Here is a 19441-nt window from a genome sequence, read left to right as displayed (position 1 = left end):
GTACACTGACCCGGACGTCGTGCCACGGCGAGCCATTCGGAGGGGACATGACGCCACCGCAGGAGACAGCCCTGGACAGTCCGGCAACCCCGGCCTGGGTGCGTCGACCGACCAATCTCGCCAGGGCGGTCACCGCCGAGCTGGTGGAGCGCATCGTCCGTGGGGTACACCCGCCCGGGACGTCGCTGCCCCCGGAGCCGATCCTCTGCGAGACCTTCGGCGTGAGCCGGACCGTCGTCCGAGAAGCGGTGAAGATCCTTCAGGAGAAGGAGCTGGTGCAGGTCCGCCAGGGCGCCGGCACCATGGTCACCCCACCGTCACACTGGGACATGCTCGACGAGCTCGTCCTCGCGGCCACCATCGCCGTGGACGACAGCCTCGCCATCCTCGACGACCTCGTCGTCACCCGCCGGGTGCTGGAGTCCGACATGGCGAACGTCGCTGCCCGCCTCGCCGACGCGGAGACCACCGAACGGCTGCGCGCCATGGTGGACCGGATGGACGAGCTCGTCGACGACCACCTCACGTACCACGAGCATGACCGGGCCTTCCACGACACGATCATGCAGGCATCGGGCAACCGCATCGCTCGGGGTGTCGTACGGGCGCTGGAGAGCCAGGTCATCAACACCGCCCGCTACATGGGCCGGCCCGAACGCGCCTTGTGCGTGGCGTCCAACCAGGGCCACCGACGCATCTACGAGCGCATCGCCGCCCACGACTCCAACGGCGCCGCCGGGGCGATGTTCACCCACATCACCGAGGCCTGGCTGGTCCGCCGCAGCGGTTCGGGCAAGCCCGTTCGTCTTCAGCGCTGACCGGGTCGGCCGAGGCAACGGAATTTCACGATGAACGACGTCCTCCAAGATCGGAAACCGTGATCGGCGCCGACCGGCGACGGATCTCCGTGGCCGCCGGCGCGACCCTGCTGTGCAACCTCGTGATCGGTGTCCTGGCCGTCGTTCCGCTGGGCATGGTCGTCTCCCTGCTGACCCACTGGCTCGAGGGCCCGTACGCACTGGGCACGAATCACACCTACGCGAAGATCGCCGGGCGCTATCCCCCGTTCGAGGTCGACACCGATGAGGCCGCACCCGTGGGGATGCTCGTCGTCGTCGCCCTGGTCATCCTCGGTACGGCCTTCCTGGGCGTGAACGCCCTCCTCGTACGCCGCACGCGGAAGGCGGTTCCGGCCTACGTTGCGTGGCTCGCGGCCGCGGTGGTCGCGTGGTTGCCGGGGCTCTACTTCATCGCCAACTGGTGGTTCGACAGCGCGCCGTAGGCCGAGTCAGGGCCGCAGCCACCGCAGCGCGGCGTCCGCGGTGTCCTCGGGGCTGCTGTTGAAGGCGATGGCCGCGGCGGGAGCATGCTGCCGGACGAGGTTGACCACCTTCTCGAAGAGTTCGAGCAACGGCTCGTGCTTGCGGATACCGCCGCCGACGACCACACAGGCGTAGTTCCGGCGGGTCAGCGCCTCGACGATCACCCCCTCGGCGTCCTCGTCGGGCGCCACCAGGCACAGGTCGGCCTCTATGCCGTGATCGTCGAAGCGGGCCTGACCGCGTGCTATCGCCGCGACAACCGGCGCGGGATCCCAGCCAGGAATTCGGACCGGATCGACGCCGATCACCAGCACCCGTCCCAGTGTCATGCGTGCTCCCATCTCCACGGAACATTCTGCTCCCAACCACGCGGCCAACTCCTACTCCTTCACCCCGATGTTGTCGATCGGAGGGGCGCTGAGCAGCCGCCGGACGGGCCACACCGTGGTTGCCAGCGCCAGCAGTGTCGTGCCGCCGAGCACCGCCACCCAACCGAGCGGCGGGACGTACGGGATCGGACTACCGGTCAGCGCGTTGACGATCGCGCCCAGGGTCAGCGCCGCGATCGTCGCGCCGATCAGCAGCGCGGTGCCGAGCAGCCCGGCCTGTTCGGCGTGGACCATCCCTCGGATCTGCCGGCGGGTGACCCCGACCAGTTGCAGCAGCGCCAGCTCACGGCGACGAGCCAACGCGGCCAACACCATCGTGGTGGCCGCCGCCAGCGCGGCATAACCCACCATCACGCCGATCAGCAGCCGGTTCAGCCAGGCGCCGAGCGCCAGATCCGTGCCGACCAGCCGGGTGCGGGTGGCCGCGTCGAGCACCTGACTACCCGGATGCCCTGCCGACCAGGCGGCCAACGCGGCGTCGGCGTCCGGGCTGGCGCTGATCAGGACCTCGTCGTCGGTGGCCCCGGCCGTGTGCGCGGCGACCGTCTCCGCGGCCAGCGTGACGTCGCCGAAGCCGAGTCCGCGGCCGTAGATCGCGACGACCTCCAGCTTGACCGGGGTGCCGTCGCCCAACCAGAGCTCCGCCTGGTCGCCGACGTCCCAGCCGGACGCGGACGCCTGGGTCGCGGACAGCGCAACAGCGCCCGCCCGCAGATCGGCCAGGTCGCCCTCGCGCACGCCCAGGTCGATGGTGGACGTGATGCCGGCCGGGTCGACCGCCTGCGCGCCGACCGGCTCGATCCCGTCGAAGGACCGCACCACCACCTGCGTACGCCGGACACCGGTGGCCGCTCGCACCCCGGCCAACTCGCGGACCTCCCGCGCCGTATCGGTTGGCAGCCCGCCCGACGCGACGAGCACCCGCTCGGCGAGCGTCCCCGCAGCGCTCTGCGCGATGGTCTGCCGCTCCAGGTTGGTCTGCAGGAACCACACCGATCCGCCGAACCCGACCGACAGCACGAGGGCGGTCAGCACGGTCGCCATCCCCTGTGCGTTGGCGCGCAGGTTGGCTGCGGCCAAGTAGCCGCTGGCCTGCCAGATTCGCGGCAGCACCGGGGTGAGCAGGCGCGCCGCGTGCGCGTTGATCCTCGGCGCGAGCAGCGCCACCGCGATGACGAAGAGGTAGAGCATGCCCACCGCGCCGGCCAACGCGGCCGTCGGCCCGGTGCCGCCGAGCGTGAACGCCCCGGAGGTGCCGGCCGCCGCCAGCGTCAGCACACCGGCGACGAGTCGCACCCGTCCGCTGCGCCGAGGTTCGACGGCGATCTCACCGAGCGCCTCGACCGGCTTGATCCCCGTGACCCGGCGACCGGCGATCAACGCGGCGAGCATCGCCACGAGGACCGCCGTACCGACCGCGACCGGCACCGCGAACAGGCCGCCGGTCATCGGGAAGCTGGCCGGGACGAACCCGCGGCCAACCAGTTGGCCGTGCACCCAGTGGGCGGCCAGCAGGCCCGCCGGAGCGCCAACCGCGGAGGCTGCCAGGGCGAGCAGCGCGGCCTCGGCGATCAACATGCGGCGCAACTGGCCCGGTGTGGCCGCGACCGCGCGCAGCAACGCGAGGTCCCGGCGGCGGTGCCGGACGGACAGCCCGATGGTGCCGGCCACCACGAAGACGATCAGCAGGAGGACGTACCCCCCGAAAGCCGATCCCGCCTCGACCAGCAACGTCTGGGCGGACAGGTTCTCGGACTGCTCGACCTTGGCCCGGTCCGTCCCGGCGTACGTCGTGGCGCCGGCCGCCGAAGCGATCCCGCGTACCGCGTCACCGACCGCGCCCCGATCGGCGCCGGGCACCACCCGCACGCCGATCGCGTCCACCCGGCCCGGATGTGCGGACAGTCGGGCAGCCTGCGCGTCGGTGAAGAACACCGCCGCCGAACCGGTCTCCGCGGTCCCGCTCACCCGGTACGACCGGCTGATCCCGCCGACGACGAGGTCCATGCGGTCACCCGGGACCGAGCCGAGCCGGACGTCGGCCAGCACCTCGTCGTCGGCCTGCGGCGCGGCGCCCGCGCTGATGGGGCGACCGGTGAAGCCATACGTGCCCCAGCCGTGCCCGACGACACCGGACGAGCCGACCAGCACCCGATCGTCGCCGGTCACGTCCGCGACGCCGGGCACCTGGCGGATCCGGTCCACCAGGGCTGCGTCCACCGTGCCGCCCTCGGGCAGCCGGACGGTGCTCGTGGTCGTCCCGCCGTCGAACTCCTTGATCGTGTGGCTGACCGTGCGGTGGGCGACGACCAGGTCCGCCGTCGCCCAGAGCCGGGGTTCCGGGCGGAAGCGCAGTCCGGACTCGACAAGCGTGCCCATGGCAACCAGGATCATCACTCCGGCGAGCAGGGCGAGCAGCGTCGCAGCCGCCGGGCCGACACGGTGCCGCAGCAGCCGGGCGGCGAGCCCCGTCATCGGACGGCCCGCCGATCCAACGACGCCAGGTGCTCAGCGATGCGAGCAGCACCGAGCTGCGGGAGGTCAGCGACGATCCGGCCGTCGGCCAACACGAGCACGCGGTCCGCGTACGACGCGGCGACCGGATCGTGAGTCACCATCACCACGGTCAACCCGTGCTCGTCGACGACCGCGCGCAGCAGCGTCAGCACCTCCGCCGCGCTGCGCGAGTCGAGAGCGCCGGTGGGCTCATCGCAGAAGATCACCTCGGGGCGCGTGGCCAGCGCCCGGGCGATCGCCACCCGCTGCTGCTGACCTCCGGAGAGCGCGGCCGGTCGATAGCGCAGCCGGTCGGTGAGCCCGACCCGCTCGACCACCCGGGTCAGCCAGGCGCGGTCCGGACGGACGTCGGCCAGCCGCATCGGCAGCACGATGTTCTCCTCGACGGTGAGCGCGCCGATCAGGTTGAACGCCTGGAAGACAAAGCCGATCCGGGTACGACGCAGCTCGGTCAGGCGAGTCTCGGACAGCCGCGACAGGTCGGTCTCGCCGATAACGACGCGGCCAGTGGTGGGCCGGTCGAGCCCGGCGGCGGTCTGCAGCAGGGTGCTCTTGCCGGAGCCGGATGGCCCCATCACCGCGGTGAACGTGCCGCGGTCGAAGCCGACATCGATGCCGGCCAGCGCGGTCACCTGGGTACGGCCGGCCTCGTAGACCCGGGTGAGTTGTTCGACGCGTACCGCTGGGTCGGTCTGACCCGGATAGTCGGGCATTCTGGTGGCCCTCTCGCTCTCAACAACATGGATTGCGCGCACCAGAAACGCTATTGAGGTGGGAGAACGGAGACCATCCAGCGGGCTACCAGGTCCGGGTACAGCAGGCGCTACTGGCGATCACCGTTCAGGAAGCGCAGCACCGCGGTGACCCGACGGTCGGCCCGGTCGTCCGGTGGGAGCTGCAGCTTCGCGAAGATGCTCCGAATGTGTTTGTGCACCGCGCCGTCCGTGACGACCAGCCGCTCCGCGATCGCGGTGTTGCCGAGCCCTTCGGCCATCAGCCCCAGCACCTCGCGCTCGCGCGGCGACAGCTCGCTCAGCGCGGTGTCCGGCCTGCGGTTGCGAGCGAGCAACTGCCCTACCACCTCCGGATCGATCACGCTGCCGCCGTCCGCGACGCGGCGCAGCGCGGCGAGGAACTCCTCGACCCGGCCCACCCGCTCCTTCAGCAGATATCCCAGCCCGGCGGCGCCGACCGAGAACAGGTCGGTCGCGAACGCCTGCTCGACGTACGCCGACAGCACCAACACCGCGAGGCCCGGCCGGCGGCGTCGCGCCTCCACCGCGGCCACGATCCCCTCGTCGGTGTGGGTCGGCGGCATCCGCACGTCCACGATCGCCACGTCCGGGGCATGCTCGTCGACCGCGACCAGGAACTCGCCCGGGGTACCCGCCGTGGCGACCACGTCCAGGTCCTCCGCCCGCAGCAGCAGCGCCAGCCCTTCACGCAGCAGCGGGTCATCCTCGGCGATCACGATCCGCATGGCAGCTCCACGTCCATCCTCGTCGGCCCTCCCGGTGGGCTCGTCAGCGTCATTCGCCCGTCGTACGCCTCGACCCGCCGGCGGATGCCGGTGAGCCCCGAGCCGCGTGCCTCGTCGGCGTCGCCGTGCCCGTCGTCCTCGACGCTGACCAGCAGCCGGCCGTGCTCGCGGCGCACTGCCACGTCCACGTGGCTCGCACCGCTGTGCCGGACGACGTTGGTCAGCGCCTCGGCCACCACGAAGTACGCGGTGGCCTCGACCGAGGCCGCGCAGCGCACGGCCACCTCCACCTGGAGCCGGCAGGGCACCACGCAACTGCCGGCCAGACCCGCCAGCGCCCCGGCAAGGCCCCGGTCGTCGAGCACGGGTGGCAGGATTCCGCGCACCACCGTACGCAGTTCGCTCAGCGCCTGTTCGGCAGCGTCCTGCGCCTGCCCGAGAATCTCGTCGGCCCGGTCCGGGTTGCGCCTGACCGCCCGCCGCGCCGCGCCCAGCAACACGTTGACCGCGACCAACCGATTCTGCGTGCCGTCGTGCAGCGACCGCTCGATCCGACGCAGTTCGACCGCGTGCGCGTCCAGCGCAGCCGCCCGGGTCGCGGTCAGCTCGGCGACCCGCAGCGACAGGTCGACCCCCGGCGGCGGGGACAGCAGCCACCGGCCCGGCCAGGCCTGAAGGCGGGCCAGCCCCGGGCTGAATCCGACCGCGGCGGCCAGCCAGCCCACCCCGAGCAGCCCGACCGTGAGAGCCTCGGACAGCCCGTCGATGCGCCACCAGCCGATGCCCGGCGCGCCGGCCTCGGGTGGAACCAGCCGGTACCACAGCGGGAACGTGATGTCCTGCACGGCATACAGCGGCAGCAGGAGGCCGGCCAGGCCGGTCAGCATCCCAATGATCGAGTGCAGCGCGATCCAGCCCAGCTCCCGGCGTACGAATGGATCGCGCACTGCGGTCCGCAGTCCGGCCGGCACCGGACCCGGGGTAGGGATCGGGTCGCCCTGGCGGGACAGCCGAGCGCGCTCGCGGTCGGCCACCGAGCGCACCGCCCGCAGCGCGCCGGGCGCCAGCAGCAGCCCCACCCCACCCAGGCAGGCCACCGCCACGGTCGCCGCCCAGATCAGCGCGGCCAGCGCCAGCAGCGCGGTGCCCAGCCCACCGACGAGGCGTTCCAGGGCGTCGACCGAGGAGCGGACCCACCCCCGCACGTTCGCCATCCACCCCACCTCCCCTGCCAACCTAGGCCACCACGGGCCGCGGCCGGCAGCGCCCGCAGCGGAGGTACAGCCTGCTGTACTCCGATCGTCGAGCTGGTGGGATCGCCCCCGCCAAGCCGCCCGCCTAGCGTTGACGGCGTCGATGAACGTTCACCGAGGGAGGCAGCCATGACCGATCCGTACCGCATCACCGATGCGCCCGCCACCGCTGCGGAGAGGCCGGGAGGTTGGCTGCGCCCGCTGCTGTGGCTGGTGCTCTTCGTCAGCGCGGCGGCCAACGTCGTGCTGTCGACCGCAGCGGACAACCCGTGGATCAGCTCGGCATTCGGCCTGGTGGCGCTGCTCTGCGCGGTCGCGCTGATCGTTCACCACCGCCGCAACCGCGTCCGCAAGTCCTAGGCACACCAACCGTGCTCTGGGTTCTCCGCTATCCCTGGGTGACGGGTTTGATCACTCTCGCCATCTCGCTCAGGTCATCGTTGAGCTGGTGATCGCGCCCGGGTAGCCGGTGCACCTGCGCCTGCGGAATGACACCGGCGTACAGGTCAGCATGCGACGGCGGAGCAGTCTCATCCTGGAGCCCGTGGAACAGATGCACCGGCACGCCGTGCGGCAGCCGCGCGCCGAGATCGTACGGCCGCTCGAACTCGTCGCCCGGCCAGCCGCCCGGACCGACGAACGGGGCGGCGATCAGCACGATTGCCCTGAGCGCCCGCTCCGGCGGCCGCTCAGCGAGCGCGTTGACGAGGATCGTCGCGCCCACCGAATGGCCCGCGACGACCGCCTCGTCACCCAAGGCCGCGATCTCCCGCCGGATGGCCGCGCTCCATCTGGCGTAGCTCGGGTCGTCCTCGTCGGGCATCCGCGGGTAGCGGACCTCGTACCCGTCACCGAGCTCCCGCCGCAAGCTGTCGACAAGCTTGTTGTCCCACTCGTCGTGCGTGCCCGCGCCGCCGCCCTGAATGAACAAGATCTGCACGGTAGCTGGACCTGCCTTCAGGCATCCTGGTTTCTGGGCACCGCCGCGTGCCGGGTAGCCATCGTGGCTATCGCGGCCACCCCCAGCAGCAGGGCCGGGAGGACGAACCAGAGGCCGATGCCGAGACCGAGGAGGAGCCCCCACAGCAGCATCACCAGCGCCGAGACCGTTGTGGTGACGCCGACAGCGCGGTGGGTCAGGTCTGCGATGAGGGGACATACCGCCGCGACCACAGGTACACCCAGCAGATAGCTGGCCGCACCACCGCTGTCGTCAATGGTGAACGGCAACAGCGCGACGACAATCCAGGCTGTGGCGGCAATCGCGAGCAGTCTCAACATCAAACCAACCGAACCAGCTGCCGCACCGCGCCTGCGTAGGCTCACGAACGCCGCGGCAACAATGAAGAGCGCGACAAGGCCGCCAACAATGGTAGCCACGTTCATTTCGATTCCTCCGTCCTGATGACGTCAGCGAGCCTCGCTTCGTACACGTGGACCGGCCACTTCTTCCGCAACGAGTCGGCGAGCTGGCGCAGGTGTTCATCCTGACGGTACGCGGTCATTGCCGATTTCACACGGTAGGCCAACGCATCGTCCCAAGCCACTGGCTTGAACGCGATGCGCTCGACACGGACCACCCACCATCGATTGTTCTTCGGGTCCGCGGACAGCCCAACGCCCCCGGCGGCGGCGACTGCATAGGCTGCGCGCGCGATCATCGGGTCGACGCCCTCACCGTGATCGTCCATTGTCGCGGCGCCGCTTTTTGTCGCCTTGTCCTCGCTTACCAGCCGTTGGAACGTCGGCTGATCCGCACCGGCGACCCGGTCCATGACCTTCTTGGCCTGCCCGCTGTCAGCGAACTCCGCCCAGGCCACCTCGGCCTGCGCCACGTTGCCGAACAGGTTGCGGTGCTCCTGGTACCACGCACGTGCCTCGTCCTCTGTGATGCCTTCGATGGCGAGGCCGGCAGTGTCGCGCTGCTCCTGCGTGATGAGTGTGGCGATCTGTTGCGCCCTGGTCGACCCGTCGATGCCACGACGCGCGGCTTCACGCCCCAGCAGCTCGTCGCGGATCGCCAGGTTCAGCGCCTCTCCCCACGGACCGGAGTAGCCGCCGGCGACCAACACGGCGGGCAGAGGATCGTCGGGCATCAACGTTCGGACGCGTTCGACCGTGATTGGTTCGCCTGCCACCGTAGCCAGAGCGTTCGGCGGCGGGTCCACAGACTTGTCAGTGGACCCGCAGCCGGACGCCGACAACGCAAGCATGACGAGCGCCACGGTGACGAGGAGTGGCTTCATCGTGCGAGAGTCTCGGACTCTAGCCACACTGGTTGCTCGACCAGAGGAAGTCGTCATCAGCTTCGAAGTACTCGTCGCCGCACTCGCTGTCCCACGGGTTCGTCGACCCACCGTGCTGACGACCGCAGCGATCGTGGTCAGCACAGTCGTAGGTGTAGCCGGTGATGATGAAACATCCGCCGCCGCACTTGCCCATGCAGTCGTATGAGGCCGGACCAACATAGATGCTCTCACCCAGGAAACAGTGACTGTCGGCATCGTGGACGACCCACGCGTTCTGGTTGCACCCGGTGTAGAGGATTCCGTCTTCGTTGCTCTCCTGGCACGCGGCGATCACCGCGGACCGCGACGCGCTGTTCGGCGCCGTAGCGGACGCGCCCTCCTTGAGGCACGACTCCACACCCGCAGCCTTCTCCGGAAGTTGCTTCGCACCGAATCGCTCCACCGGGCGGGGCACTTCCTGGCTGCCGATCCTGGTGCCGACCGGTGCCTCAGCAACCAGCATGGCAAGTCGGATGGTCAAGTCCCGATGCAACGGGACCGGCGTTTTCGTGGCATTGGCCGGCTTGATCCACGTCGATTCGAGAGACTTGGCGAAAGCGTCGAGCGCCGTGCGGTCATCTGGCTGCAGCGAAGCCTCACCACCGGACCATTTGGCGACACCCTTGGCGATGTCCTTGCTGGCCGTGAATTTCTTGCCGGCAACGGAGAGAGACACTTCCGCCGTGACGGCGCTCTGGGCCGCCGCCTCGAACTCGATCACCGTAGCCGAGCGGGCGAATGTGCCGACATCATGGGTGGCCGATGACGTAGCGACCCGGAAATCGTTGGTGGACAACGGTTGTACCGTAGCCGCGGCGGCTGGCGCATACCCTGGCGTGGCCAGGGCGACCGCGAAGCCGACAGCGAGGACCTTGACAACAAGCAGAGGTGCAGCGAACGTACGTCTCATGCCACTCCCTTGACCGATCCGGATGGGGGTGTGCATCAAAAGTAGTCACGCTTCTGAATGGCAACGGCATTACCGGCCGATCGCGACAACACCCCCGCTAAATGTCATCGTCGTCCATCCTCTGCGATAGATGGACGAGCGTCAATACTGACCCTTGATGATCCTTTTATTGACAGCAGCACGGTGCTGCGCAAGGCTGGCGGGCCGCAGCGGCCCTCAGTGCGCGTACCGGGCCGAGCGCGCCATGCGCGACTACACACTGTGCCGGCGGGAGCGCCTGGTATCCACATTGCCGGTCAGGGTCTTGAGGATCCCGGGTAGCTCGGCCGCCGTTTCTGCGGGCAGACCGGTCACCGTCTCCTCCGCCAGAGCGCACCACAACTGTTTGACCTGCTCAACAAGAGCTTCACCGCTCTCGGTGAGTTCGACGATGCTGGCGCGCTTGTCAGAGGGAGCGGATTTGCGGCGGATGTGGCCGGAGGCCTCAAGCTTGCGGGTCATGAGCGTGACGCTCGGCGGCTCGCAACCGAGCGCCTCGCTGAGCTGAGCCTGGATCATCGGCCCGGTCCGGGAAAGCTCGAGCAGGAGCGCCTCCTGGCCGGGGTGCAGGCCGAGCGGTGCCAGCAGCGCTGCGGCCCTGGCCCGGTGACGCAGGCTCAGCAGCCGAATGGCTTGGTTGACGGCGTCGGCGTACTCGAAGTCCACGAACCCTCCTTGACAGGTTAGTTACGCGCATAACATTATGCGCGTAACTAATTCTACGACATCGAGGAGCCCTCGTGACCGTGAAGGTCGCCGTCATCTACTACAGCGCGACAGGCACTGTGCACACACTTGCGCAGGCCGTCGCCGAAGGTGCAGCCGCGGCCGGAGCTGAGGTGCGGCTGCGGCGGGTCGCCGAACTGGCGCCAGACACCACGATCGACGAGAACCCGCTATGGCGACAGCACGCCGACGCCACCACGTCGATCGCCCAGGCCTCGGTGGAGGACCTGGCATGGGCCGACGCATTCGCGTTCGGCACCCCGAGTCGGTTCGGCACGCCGGCCGCGCAGCTCAAGCAGTTCATCGACCAGACCGGCGGGCTGTGGCGCGAAGGTGGCCTGGCCGACAAGCCGGTGACGGCCTTCACCTCGGCGTTCAATCGGCACGGCGGCAGCGAGGCCACGATCCTGTCGCTGGCTAACGTGTTCTACCACTGGGGGGCGCTGCTGGTCCCGCCCGGATACACCGATCCGGTCGTGTACACCGCCGGCGGCAACCCGTACGGCACCTCGTCCGTGACGGGCCCGACCGGAGACGGCCCGGACGGCCCGGCTCTCGAAGCGGCGAGGTACCAGGGACGGCGGCTGGCCCAGATCACGATCCGACTGTCGGGCGGCGTCGGCGCCACCGCGGGCGACCAGAATGCCCGCGCAGCAAGGACCGCAACCACCTCCCCGGCCGCCTGAGCTGCGGTTCGGCAAAGGAGCAGTGATGACAAGCACCGTCTCCGCAACTCAGCGGGTCAAGCCGATCATCGGCCCCGCCTGGTTGGTCCTGTCGCTGGTGTGCGCCTGCCAATTCATGGTGATCCTGGACGCGTCCATCGTCAACGTCGCTCTGCCGTCGATCCGCCGGGACCTCGGGTTCACACCCACGGGCCTGGCCTGGGTGGTGAACGGCTACCTGCTTACCTTCGCTGGCTTCATGCTGTTGGGTGGCCGCGCGGCCGACCTGTTCGGCCAGCGCCGGATGCTGACCGCAGGGCTGTTCCTGTTCTCCGCCTCAAGTCTGGCCGGCGGCCTGGCAACCGAGCCTGAGGTCCTGGTGGCGGCCCGCCTGGCGCAGGGCATCGGGGCCGCCATGCTGGCCCCAGCCACGCTCGCCGTAATCAACACCAGCTTCGACGAGGGGCACGCGCGTGCCCGGGCGTTCGGCGCGTGGTCAGCCGCAGGCGGCGTGGGCGGCTTGGCCGGCGCAGTTGCGGGCGGTGCCATCACAACTGGCCTGTCGTGGCGCTGGATCTTTCTGATCAACGTACCGATCGGCGCGGTGCTGATCGCGGTGGCCATGGTGTCGCTGGCGCGCACGGGAACCGGAGGGCGGAAATCGCTCGACCTCACCGGCGCGGTCACGGGGACGGCAGGGCTGGCCGCATTGATCTACGGGGTCATGCAGAGCGCCGACCACGGCTGGACCTCCGCGATGGTCGTCGGGCCAGCCATCGCGGGTCTGCTCCTGCTCGTCGTCTTCACTGTGGTGGAGGCACGTTTCGCCACCCAGCCGATGGTGCCCCTACGGCTGTTCAGAATCCGAGGGGTGGCCGTCGGCAACGGCATGCTGCTGCTGTTCGGCGCGATCGCCATCGCGATGTGGTACTTCACTTCGCTGTTCCTGCAGAACGTCCTCGGCTACAGCGCGTTTCAAACCGGGCTCGGGCAGACACCCGCAGCCGTGACGTTCATGGTGATCGCGCGAAGGGCCGCCGCTCTGCTGCCGCGAACCGGCGTGCGCCCACTGGTGCTGGCCGGCTCGGCCTGTTTCCTGGCCGGATTCGGCTGGCTCGCCCAGGCCCACCCCGACAGCGGCTACGCCACCAGCGTGCTGGGACCTACGCTGCTCATCGCGGTCGGCATCGGGCTGACCTTCCCCACCCTCATGGTGGTGGCGACCGCCGACGTCCCCGAGGGTGACGCGGGGACCATCGGTGGTCTGGCCAACACGGCAAGCCAGGTGGGCGGTTCGATAGGCCTGGCGGTGTTCGCGACAGCTGCCAGCGCAAGAGCCGCAACGGCGGCTGGCGAGAGTTCTCCGGCCGCCGCCCTCGCAGCCGGTTACGATTTGATCTTCCTCATGGCGGCCGGGCTCGGCCTGGCCATCGCGGTACTCAGCGTGCTGCTGTCGCGGCGGTACAACCTGCGCCGCTTCTGGTAACGCCGCGTCCGAATGCCGCCAGACACCACGGTGCCGGGCCGGCAGTCTCGAGGTCATGACGAGCACGAATCCAGCGATGACCAGTGGTCCCGTCGCATTTGAGCACTGGTACGACTTCACCGAGGGCGGTCCGGTGCACCGCGCGCTACTGCCGTTTCCGTCGACAGCGCCCGCCCCGTTCGAGGTTGCGCGCTGTTCGGTGGCCGCGAACACGTCCAACGATCTCGATGTCCACCGGTCCCGTGAGGTGTGGATCATCTTGTCCGGGACCGGAACGTTGACGTTTGCCGACCAGACGGGCGTTCTGCGGGCCGGGGACATTGCGGCGTTCGAAAGCAGGATGCCGCACCAGATTCGGAACGACGGACCGGAGGACCTTCACGCCATTTCCGTCTACTGGCTGCAAGAAGGCGACTGATGCCCGCGCGGGATGGCGGCCTCGTACCGGACGGCTGACCCCCAGCAGAGGGAGCGCAATCCCCGCTGCCAGGGAGGACGGCTCGTCCCATCGCCACAGATCATTTGTTTCATGACTGCCGGTATGTGGTTGCCATCGAGCACACGTTGTGGCACGCACCGATCCGTAGCGGCCGACCGGGCCAGACAATGGGCGTTGGCGTGTGTCGTATTCGTCGCCGGGGAGGTGGCTCTGCGTCTGTTCTGGATCGCCGGTGGCCGGTGGGGGTACACCGCCTGCGACCGAACCGATCTGGTCGATCCGGCGGGTGGATGCGGCGCCGACCGCGTCGAGACGCTGCCGTTCTGGGCGGGATGGGGAGCGGTGGGAATCGGCGTGGCCCTCACGGTGGTCGTCGCGTGCGCGGTCCGGTACTCCGGCCGCTCGGCGGCGACGGCCACCTGGTTGGCGGCCGCGCTGCTCCTGCTCGTCGCGTTCCCGCTGCACCTGCTCTTCGAGGTCCCTGCGGCGTTGGCCGGGCGTCCCTCGGACTGGCGTGACCTCGGCGCCCGGCTCGCGCTGGTGATTGGGGGTGTCCTGTTCGCCGGGCTCGCGAACGTAACCGGTCCCCGGCGCGGACCGGTGACTCCTGGCTTCCAGCCGGTGCCGCGGTGGACGCGCCTCTGGGCGTACGTGGCCGTCGCGCTGCCGGTTGTCGGCTGGGCCGTACCGCACGGGCTCTGGGTGCTCGGCGTGCCGCTCGGCATCTCCGAGTCGAAACTGGACGACATCCACCGGAGCCTCTCGACGCAGACGGGCGTGGCGATCACACTCGTCCCACCGCTCGCCGGTCTGCTCGTTCTCGGCCTGGTACAGCGATGGGGGCAGCAGTTCCCGCGCTGGGTGCCGGGACTGCGCGGTCGACAGGTCCCCCGGCTCATGGCGGTGATCCCGGCCGGGGTGGTGGCACTCGCGCTGGTCACCTACGGTGTGCTGAGCGTCGCGGTGTTCGTCAGCCAACTGGGCGCCGGTGAGCTGAGTTGGTCAGACGTCTGGGACGGGTGGGCGGTAACCGCCACGCTGCTGGTGTTCCTCGGCTGGGGAGTGTCGCTGGGCGTCACGACCACCGGTTACGCCCTCGCCACCCGGCCACGCCAGGAGCAGACGGCAGCCGATGATGCGCCCCGCCGGGTGGTTGCGCCTGCTCGGGATGTCGGACCTGAGCGCTAGCATCGCTGCTTCCGCTGAAGGGGATGGGAGTGCGCCATGGCCCAGGACAACATCACCACGTTCGTCGACAAGGACTTGCGGGGTGCACGGTTCAACAGGTCGACACTGGCCGGCGCGGTGATGCGGGGCGTCGATGTGAACGGGCTGGACATCGACGCGCCGTGGCTGGCGGAAGGTGCTCTCCTGGTGAACGGTGTCGACGTCGTGCCGATCGTCGAAGCTGAGCTCAACCGGCGGTTCCCAGGGCGCGATCTGAGGCAGGCCAAGGACCCGGAGGGGTTGCGCACGGCGTGGGCCGCTCTCGAACGGGCCTGGGCGGCCGCGATCGACCGGGTCCTGTCCATGCCCGAGGGCAGCGCCGACGTTTCGATTGACGGTGAGTGGTCGTTCGCGCAGACGCTGCGCCACCTCGCGTTCGCCACCGACACATGGCTCGGCAAGGCGATCCTGCGCCTGCCACAGCCCTTCCACCCGCTCGGCCAGCCGCACGCCGAGTATGAGACCGACGGTTACGACATGTCGATCTTTGCCGTCGACCCGCCAACTTTCGCGGCGATACGTCAGTTGCGAGCCGAGCGCCAGGCGATGGTGCGGGATTTCCTCGCGACCGTCACGCCGGACCTGCTGGCCGAGTCTCGGCCAAGCGCGTGGTCACCCGAACACCACCAAACCGTCCTGCGCTGCCTTCACGTGATCTTCGACGAGGAATGGGAGCACCTTCGCTTCGCGCTGCGTGACATCGACGCGCAGCGTTGAAATTCCACCAGGCGGAGGCTCAACGCCGCTGGTCGACCCGTTCGTGGCTTCCTTGAAAAGGCGTTTCCGGGATGGTGTCGTATCAAGGCGCAGCCGTTCGTGGAGCTGGTGTGCGGCGGCCGGCCGGGCCGCCGGACACGAGGAGTCGGGAAAGATCCTCGTCCGGGCTGAGAGGAGACGATCGTGACGGAGTACCTGATCACCTTCAACGACGAGTGGGTGCCTCCCCACACGGCCGAGCAGATCCACGAGAAGGGCACGGCCGCCGCGCTCGACTGGCCGCAGGAGGTGCACCGGTTCCGCGGTCCCGGGGAGGCCCGGCGTAACGGCTCCGAGGGCAAGTGAGCGGGGTGCCCAGATACCTGCTGTCCGTCTACGGACCGGCTGAGCAGGAGGCCGAGCTGCGGGCGTTCGCCGACACAGATGCCTTCACCGAGAGGCTCCAGGGAGACGGTCGCCTTGTCTTCGCCGACGGCCTGGAGCCCGCGACGACCGCCACCACGGTCGATGGACAGGGTGGGAGGCCGGCCTACACCGACGGGCCCTACCTGGAGACGACCGAGCATCTCGACGCCTTCTGGGTCATCGAGGCGGCCGACCTCGACGTGGCCCTGGCGCTCGCCGTCGAGGGGTCGAAGGCGTGCCGCCGCGCGGTCGAGGTGCGCCCCTGCCGAACCGAAAGAGCGCCGTCGGAGCGCTGCTGAATCCGTGACTGGTCCCACTGTCGAGCAGGTGATCACCCGCGTCCACCACGAGGAGTGGGCGCGGGTGGTCGCCAGCCTCGCGCGCCGTTTCGGCGACCTCGGCGTCGCCGAGGACGCGACGGCGGAGGCATTCCTGGCCGCCGCCGAGCGGTGGCCGCGCGAGGGCGTACCCCCTAATCCCGGCGGTTGGCTCGCCACCACCGCGACCCGCAAGGCGATCGATCGGCTCCGTCGAGAGTCGCAGCACGACGCCAAGCACCAGGCGGCCCGGATCGTGTACGACGACACCCCTCACGAGCCGACCGGTCCGGTCGAGGACGACCGGCTCAGACTGGTCTTCACCTGCTGCCACCCTGCGCTCGCGTTGGAGGCCAGGGTGGCGCTCACCCTGCGACTGCTCGGTGGTCTCACCGTCCCCGAGATCGCCCGCGCATTTCTGGTGCAGGAGACCACGATGGCGCGACGGATCACCCGCGCCAAGGCAAAGATCAAGGCGGCACACATCCCCTACCGCGTGCCCTGGGCCAACGACATCCGCGAGCGTCTCACCGGCGTGCTCGCGGTCGTCTACCTCGTCTTCAACGAGGGTTATCTCGCCAGCGAGGGGGACGACCCGGTACGCGTCGACCTCACCGACGAGGCGATCCGCCTCGGCCGCCTGCTCCGAACTCTCCTCCCCGACGACGGCGAGGTAGCCGGCCTACTTGCCCTGATGCTCCTCACCGACGCCCGGCGGTCGGCGCGCGTCTCCGGCACCGGGGAGCTGGTGACCCTCGACCAGCAGGACCGCAGCGCGTGGAACCGCGCCCTCATCGCCGAGGGCAGCGCCTTGATTCGCGAGCGGATCAAGGCGTTCGCCGCCGGCGGTGACCCACCCGGGCGCTACCAGTTGCAGGCCGCGATCAACGCGGTCCACACGGATGCCCCATCCGCCCGGGACACCGACTGGTCCACGATCGTCGCCCTCTACGGCCGCATGGTGCTGCTCGACCCCTCGCCGATCGTGTGGCTCAACCGGTCGGTCGCGGTCGCCGAGGTCGACGGTCCCGGGGCCGGGCTCGCCGAGGTCGACCGGCTCGCCGAGGTTCTTGACGGCTATCACGCCTTCCACGCCGCGCGCGCGGACCTGCTGCGGCGGCTCGGGCGCGGCGGCGAGTCGCGGGCCGCGTACGACCGGGCCATCGCTCTCGCCGGTAACCCGGCGGAACGGGCCTACCTCACCCGCCGCCGCGACCAGCTCGCCGGCTGACCGACGGTTGCAGCACCGCTCGGGGAGATGAGCGCGGACATCAGAAGCGTTCGCCGTACGGCGATCGCGACGCCGACGACCGCCGGGCGGGTAGAGGTTCCCGTCGCGTCTCCCCAGTCCCGGCAGCGGAAAGATAGGCTCTTCGATCGGCTGGGCGCCGGCGTCAGCCATCGCTCGGGGACCGCCCCGGCGGGCGGAACGAGGGTCGGAGAGATGGGCTGCGTCGCCGCGAGAGATTTCTCCGGAGCCGTGTCGATCTGCGGGCCGCTCGTTCGACATGAGGGTGCGAGAGCCGAGAGGCGGCCCCGCCGAACGAGGAGGACGCGATGTCGAAGTACCTGCTGATCATGCGTGGCACCGACGAGTCGAACGCGGCCATGATGGCCAACATCGACGAGATGATGGCGACGACCCGCCAGTTCATCGAGGAGATGGTCAAGGCCGGCGTTCTCCTGGCAGCGGAGGGGCTGGACGATCCGGGCAAGGGCGTCGTGGTCGACTTCAGCGGCGAGACCCCGGTGGTCACGGACGGGCCGTACGGCGAGACCAAGGAACTGTTCGGGGGCTTCTTCCTGCTCGACGTCGCCTCGAAGCAGGAGGCGGTCGAGTGGGCCAAGCGGGTCCCGGCGGCCCCCGGGTCCAAGATCGAGGTCCGGCGGGTGCCCGGGAGCGACGAGGTCCCGCAGGTCGACGAGTGATCGACATGGACTGGACCGGGCGCGAGAGCAACGGCCAGATCTGATGGGTACGGCCGACGTCGAGGCCGTCTGGCGGATCGAGTCGGCGCGGATCGTCGCCGCGCTGAGCCGCTTCACCGGCGATTTCGGACTGGCCGAGGACGCGGCCCAGGAGGCGGTGGCCGAGGCGCTGGTGTCGTGGCCGCTCGTTCCGCCGGAGAATCCGGCCGGCTGGCTGATGGCCACGGCCCGTCGGCGGGCGATCGACGCGATCCGTCGCCGGACGGCCCTGCAGGACCGGTACGCCCTGCTGGCAGCCGACCTGGCCGTCGACTCGGCCGTCGACGACAACATCGATCCCGACAAGATCGATGACGACGTGCTGGCGCTGATGTTCGTCAGCTGCCACCCGGTGCTCTCCCCCGAGGCCCGGGTGGCGCTGACCCTGCGCGTGGTCGGTGGCCTGTCCAGTGAGGAGATCGCCCGCGCGTTCCTCGTGCCCGTGCCGACCGTGCAGGCCCGCATCACCCGCGGCAAGAAGACGATCGCGGCGGCCGGGGTGCCGTTCGAGCTGCCGCCGGCCGCCGAGCGCCGGGAGCGGTTGGGTGGCGTGCTCAGCGTCATCTACGTGATCTTCACCGAGGGGTCGACGGCCACGTCGGGCGACCGGCTGCTGCGCCCCGACGTCGCCTACGAGGCGATCCGCCTGGCCCGCACACTGGCCGCGCTGCAACCAGCCGAACCGGAGGTGCACGGCCTGCTCGCGTTGTGCGAACTGACGGCGGCGCGCTTCCCGGCCCGGACCGGCCCGGACGGCTCGCCGATCCTGCTCGAGGACCAGGACCGGCGGCGGTGGGACTTCTCGGCGATCCACCGTGGGCTGGCCGCGCTGGCCAAGGCATCGACCCGCGGCCTCGGCCCCTACGGTCTACAGGCCGCGATCGCCGCCACCCACGCGTCGGCACCCTCGGTCGAGGCCACCGACTGGGACCGGATCGTGGTGCTCTACGAGGCACTCGGCCGGGTCGCACCCTCGCCGGTGGTCGAACTCAACCGTGCCGTCGCCGTTGCCATGGCCTCGGGCCCCGCGCAGGCCCTGGCCATCGTCGACGAGCTGATCGCCTCTGACCGGCTCCCCGGTTCGCATCTGGTCCCGACCGTACGCGGGGAGCTGCTGACCCGCCTCGGACGGCGACCGGAAGCGCGCGCCGAACTCGAGCTGGCTGCCCGGCTCTGCGCCAACCAGCACGAACGCTCGGTGCTGTTACGCAAAGCGGCCGCGCTGAGCTGACTCCTCCAGCTCGGTCAGCCGGCATTCGAGCGGCCCGGATGGCGTCGATCGCATCGGCCACG

General features: G+C 69.9%; 23 protein-coding genes. 13 read left to right on the top strand and 10 right to left on the bottom strand.

Translation table 11 applies throughout. The annotated features are described in order from the left end of the window. Window positions 1-47: 47 nt before the first annotated feature. Together HNR20_RS23150 and HNR20_RS23145 are read left to right on the top strand one after the other, a co-directional pair. Window positions 48-818, top strand: a complete 771-nt coding sequence (locus HNR20_RS23150) for a FadR/GntR family transcriptional regulator (protein ID WP_184183446.1) — start codon at window positions 48-50, stop codon at window positions 816-818. 59 nt (window positions 819-877) lie between these two features. After that, a complete protein-coding gene (locus HNR20_RS23145; RefSeq protein WP_184183443.1) occupies window positions 878-1282 on the top strand; it encodes a hypothetical protein in 405 nt (134 codons plus the stop codon). A 6-nt stretch (window positions 1283-1288) separates the two neighbouring features. Here HNR20_RS23145 and HNR20_RS23140 read toward each other — a convergent pair whose 3' ends face one another. From HNR20_RS23140 to HNR20_RS23120, 5 genes are all read right to left on the bottom strand, one after another. Continuing rightward, window positions 1289-1651, bottom strand: a complete 363-nt coding sequence (locus HNR20_RS23140) for a hypothetical protein (RefSeq protein WP_184183440.1) — start codon at window positions 1649-1651, stop codon at window positions 1289-1291. Window positions 1652-1702: 51 nt separating this feature from the next. After that, the gene (locus HNR20_RS23135; RefSeq protein WP_184183437.1) at window positions 1703-4186 is read right to left on the bottom strand and encodes an ABC transporter permease; all 2484 of its coding nucleotides are present in this window, start codon (window positions 4184-4186) and stop codon (window positions 1703-1705) included. Beyond that, window positions 4183-4941, bottom strand: coding sequence for an ABC transporter ATP-binding protein (locus HNR20_RS23130; RefSeq protein WP_184183434.1), 759 nt, complete (start codon window positions 4939-4941; stop codon window positions 4183-4185). Before HNR20_RS23130 ends, HNR20_RS23135 begins: the two co-directional genes overlap by 4 nt. Window positions 4942-5051: 110 nt before the next feature. After that, on the bottom strand, window positions 5052-5708 hold the full coding sequence (locus HNR20_RS23125) for a response regulator transcription factor (RefSeq protein WP_184183431.1): 657 nt from the start codon (window positions 5706-5708) through the stop codon (window positions 5052-5054). Beyond that, the gene (locus HNR20_RS23120) at window positions 5696-6922 is read right to left on the bottom strand and encodes a sensor histidine kinase (RefSeq protein ID WP_184183428.1); all 1227 of its coding nucleotides are present in this window, start codon (window positions 6920-6922) and stop codon (window positions 5696-5698) included. The genes HNR20_RS23125 and HNR20_RS23120 overlap by 13 nt, the downstream gene beginning before the upstream one ends. Before the next feature lie 168 nt (window positions 6923-7090). Here HNR20_RS23120 and HNR20_RS23115 point away from each other — a divergent pair, with 168 nt between their 5' ends. Continuing rightward, window positions 7091-7321, top strand: a complete 231-nt coding sequence (locus HNR20_RS23115) for a hypothetical protein (RefSeq protein WP_184183425.1) — start codon at window positions 7091-7093, stop codon at window positions 7319-7321. A 28-nt stretch (window positions 7322-7349) separates the two neighbouring features. Here HNR20_RS23115 and HNR20_RS23110 read toward each other — a convergent pair whose 3' ends face one another. From HNR20_RS23110 to HNR20_RS23090, 5 genes are all read right to left on the bottom strand, one after another. Further along, entirely contained in the window at window positions 7350-7901 is a 552-nt protein-coding gene (locus HNR20_RS23110) for an alpha/beta fold hydrolase (RefSeq protein WP_229687368.1), read from the bottom strand. A 17-nt stretch (window positions 7902-7918) separates the two neighbouring features. Next, on the bottom strand, window positions 7919-8347 hold the full coding sequence (locus HNR20_RS23105; protein ID WP_184183423.1) for a hypothetical protein: 429 nt from the start codon (window positions 8345-8347) through the stop codon (window positions 7919-7921). Further along, window positions 8344-9207, bottom strand: a complete 864-nt coding sequence (locus tag HNR20_RS23100; RefSeq protein WP_184183421.1) for a peptidyl-prolyl cis-trans isomerase — start codon at window positions 9205-9207, stop codon at window positions 8344-8346. The genes HNR20_RS23105 and HNR20_RS23100 overlap by 4 nt, the downstream gene beginning before the upstream one ends. A 19-nt stretch (window positions 9208-9226) precedes the next feature. Further along, window positions 9227-10159 carry a hypothetical protein gene (locus tag HNR20_RS23095; RefSeq protein ID WP_184183419.1) on the bottom strand — a complete coding sequence of 311 codons (933 nt, stop codon included), beginning with the start codon at window positions 10157-10159 and terminating at the stop codon, window positions 9227-9229. Between the two features lie 252 nt (window positions 10160-10411). Next, on the bottom strand, window positions 10412-10864 hold the full coding sequence (locus tag HNR20_RS23090; protein WP_184183417.1) for a MarR family winged helix-turn-helix transcriptional regulator: 453 nt from the start codon (window positions 10862-10864) through the stop codon (window positions 10412-10414). 74 nt (window positions 10865-10938) lie between these two features. Between HNR20_RS23090 and wrbA the strand changes: the two genes are divergently transcribed. The 10 genes from wrbA to HNR20_RS23040 all read left to right on the top strand — a co-directional run bounded on the left by wrbA (window position 10939) and on the right by HNR20_RS23040 (window position 19379). After that, complete coding sequence (wrbA, locus tag HNR20_RS23085; protein ID WP_184183415.1) at window positions 10939-11610, top strand: NAD(P)H:quinone oxidoreductase; 672 nt, start codon at window positions 10939-10941, stop codon at window positions 11608-11610. A 25-nt stretch (window positions 11611-11635) separates the two neighbouring features. Continuing rightward, window positions 11636-13075, top strand: coding sequence for an MFS transporter (locus HNR20_RS23080; protein ID WP_184183412.1), 1440 nt, complete (start codon window positions 11636-11638; stop codon window positions 13073-13075). A gap of 55 nt (window positions 13076-13130) precedes the next feature. Beyond that, window positions 13131-13493, top strand: a complete 363-nt coding sequence (locus HNR20_RS23075) for a cupin domain-containing protein (RefSeq protein ID WP_184183409.1) — start codon at window positions 13131-13133, stop codon at window positions 13491-13493. Between the two features lie 111 nt (window positions 13494-13604). Next, window positions 13605-14702, top strand: a complete 1098-nt coding sequence (locus HNR20_RS23070; protein ID WP_189062317.1) for a hypothetical protein — start codon at window positions 13605-13607, stop codon at window positions 14700-14702. Window positions 14703-14738: 36 nt separating this feature from the next. Further along, entirely contained in the window at window positions 14739-15458 is a 720-nt protein-coding gene (locus HNR20_RS23065) for a DinB family protein (protein ID WP_184183402.1), read from the top strand. Between the two features lie 183 nt (window positions 15459-15641). Beyond that, on the top strand, window positions 15642-15803 hold the full coding sequence (locus HNR20_RS23060) for a hypothetical protein (RefSeq protein ID WP_184183399.1): 162 nt from the start codon (window positions 15642-15644) through the stop codon (window positions 15801-15803). A 5-nt stretch (window positions 15804-15808) separates the two neighbouring features. Beyond that, a complete protein-coding gene (locus tag HNR20_RS23055) occupies window positions 15809-16162 on the top strand; it encodes a YciI family protein (protein WP_229687369.1) in 354 nt (117 codons plus the stop codon). A 4-nt stretch (window positions 16163-16166) separates the two neighbouring features. After that, window positions 16167-17411 (top strand): RNA polymerase sigma factor, encoded by a 1245-nt coding sequence (locus tag HNR20_RS23050; RefSeq protein WP_184183393.1) that lies wholly within the window; start codon window positions 16167-16169, stop codon window positions 17409-17411. A 326-nt stretch (window positions 17412-17737) separates the two neighbouring features. After that, window positions 17738-18109, top strand: coding sequence for a YciI family protein (locus tag HNR20_RS23045; RefSeq protein ID WP_184183390.1), 372 nt, complete (start codon window positions 17738-17740; stop codon window positions 18107-18109). Window positions 18110-18152: 43 nt separating this feature from the next. Further along, complete coding sequence (locus HNR20_RS23040) at window positions 18153-19379, top strand: RNA polymerase sigma factor (RefSeq protein ID WP_184183388.1); 1227 nt, start codon at window positions 18153-18155, stop codon at window positions 19377-19379. Window positions 19380-19441 lie beyond the last annotated feature (62 nt).

It is taken from the genome of Micromonospora parathelypteridis (assembly GCF_014201145.1).
Classification (GTDB): domain Bacteria; phylum Actinomycetota; class Actinomycetes; order Mycobacteriales; family Micromonosporaceae; genus Micromonospora; species Micromonospora parathelypteridis.
This window is presented reverse-complemented; position numbering and strand designations above follow the sequence as displayed.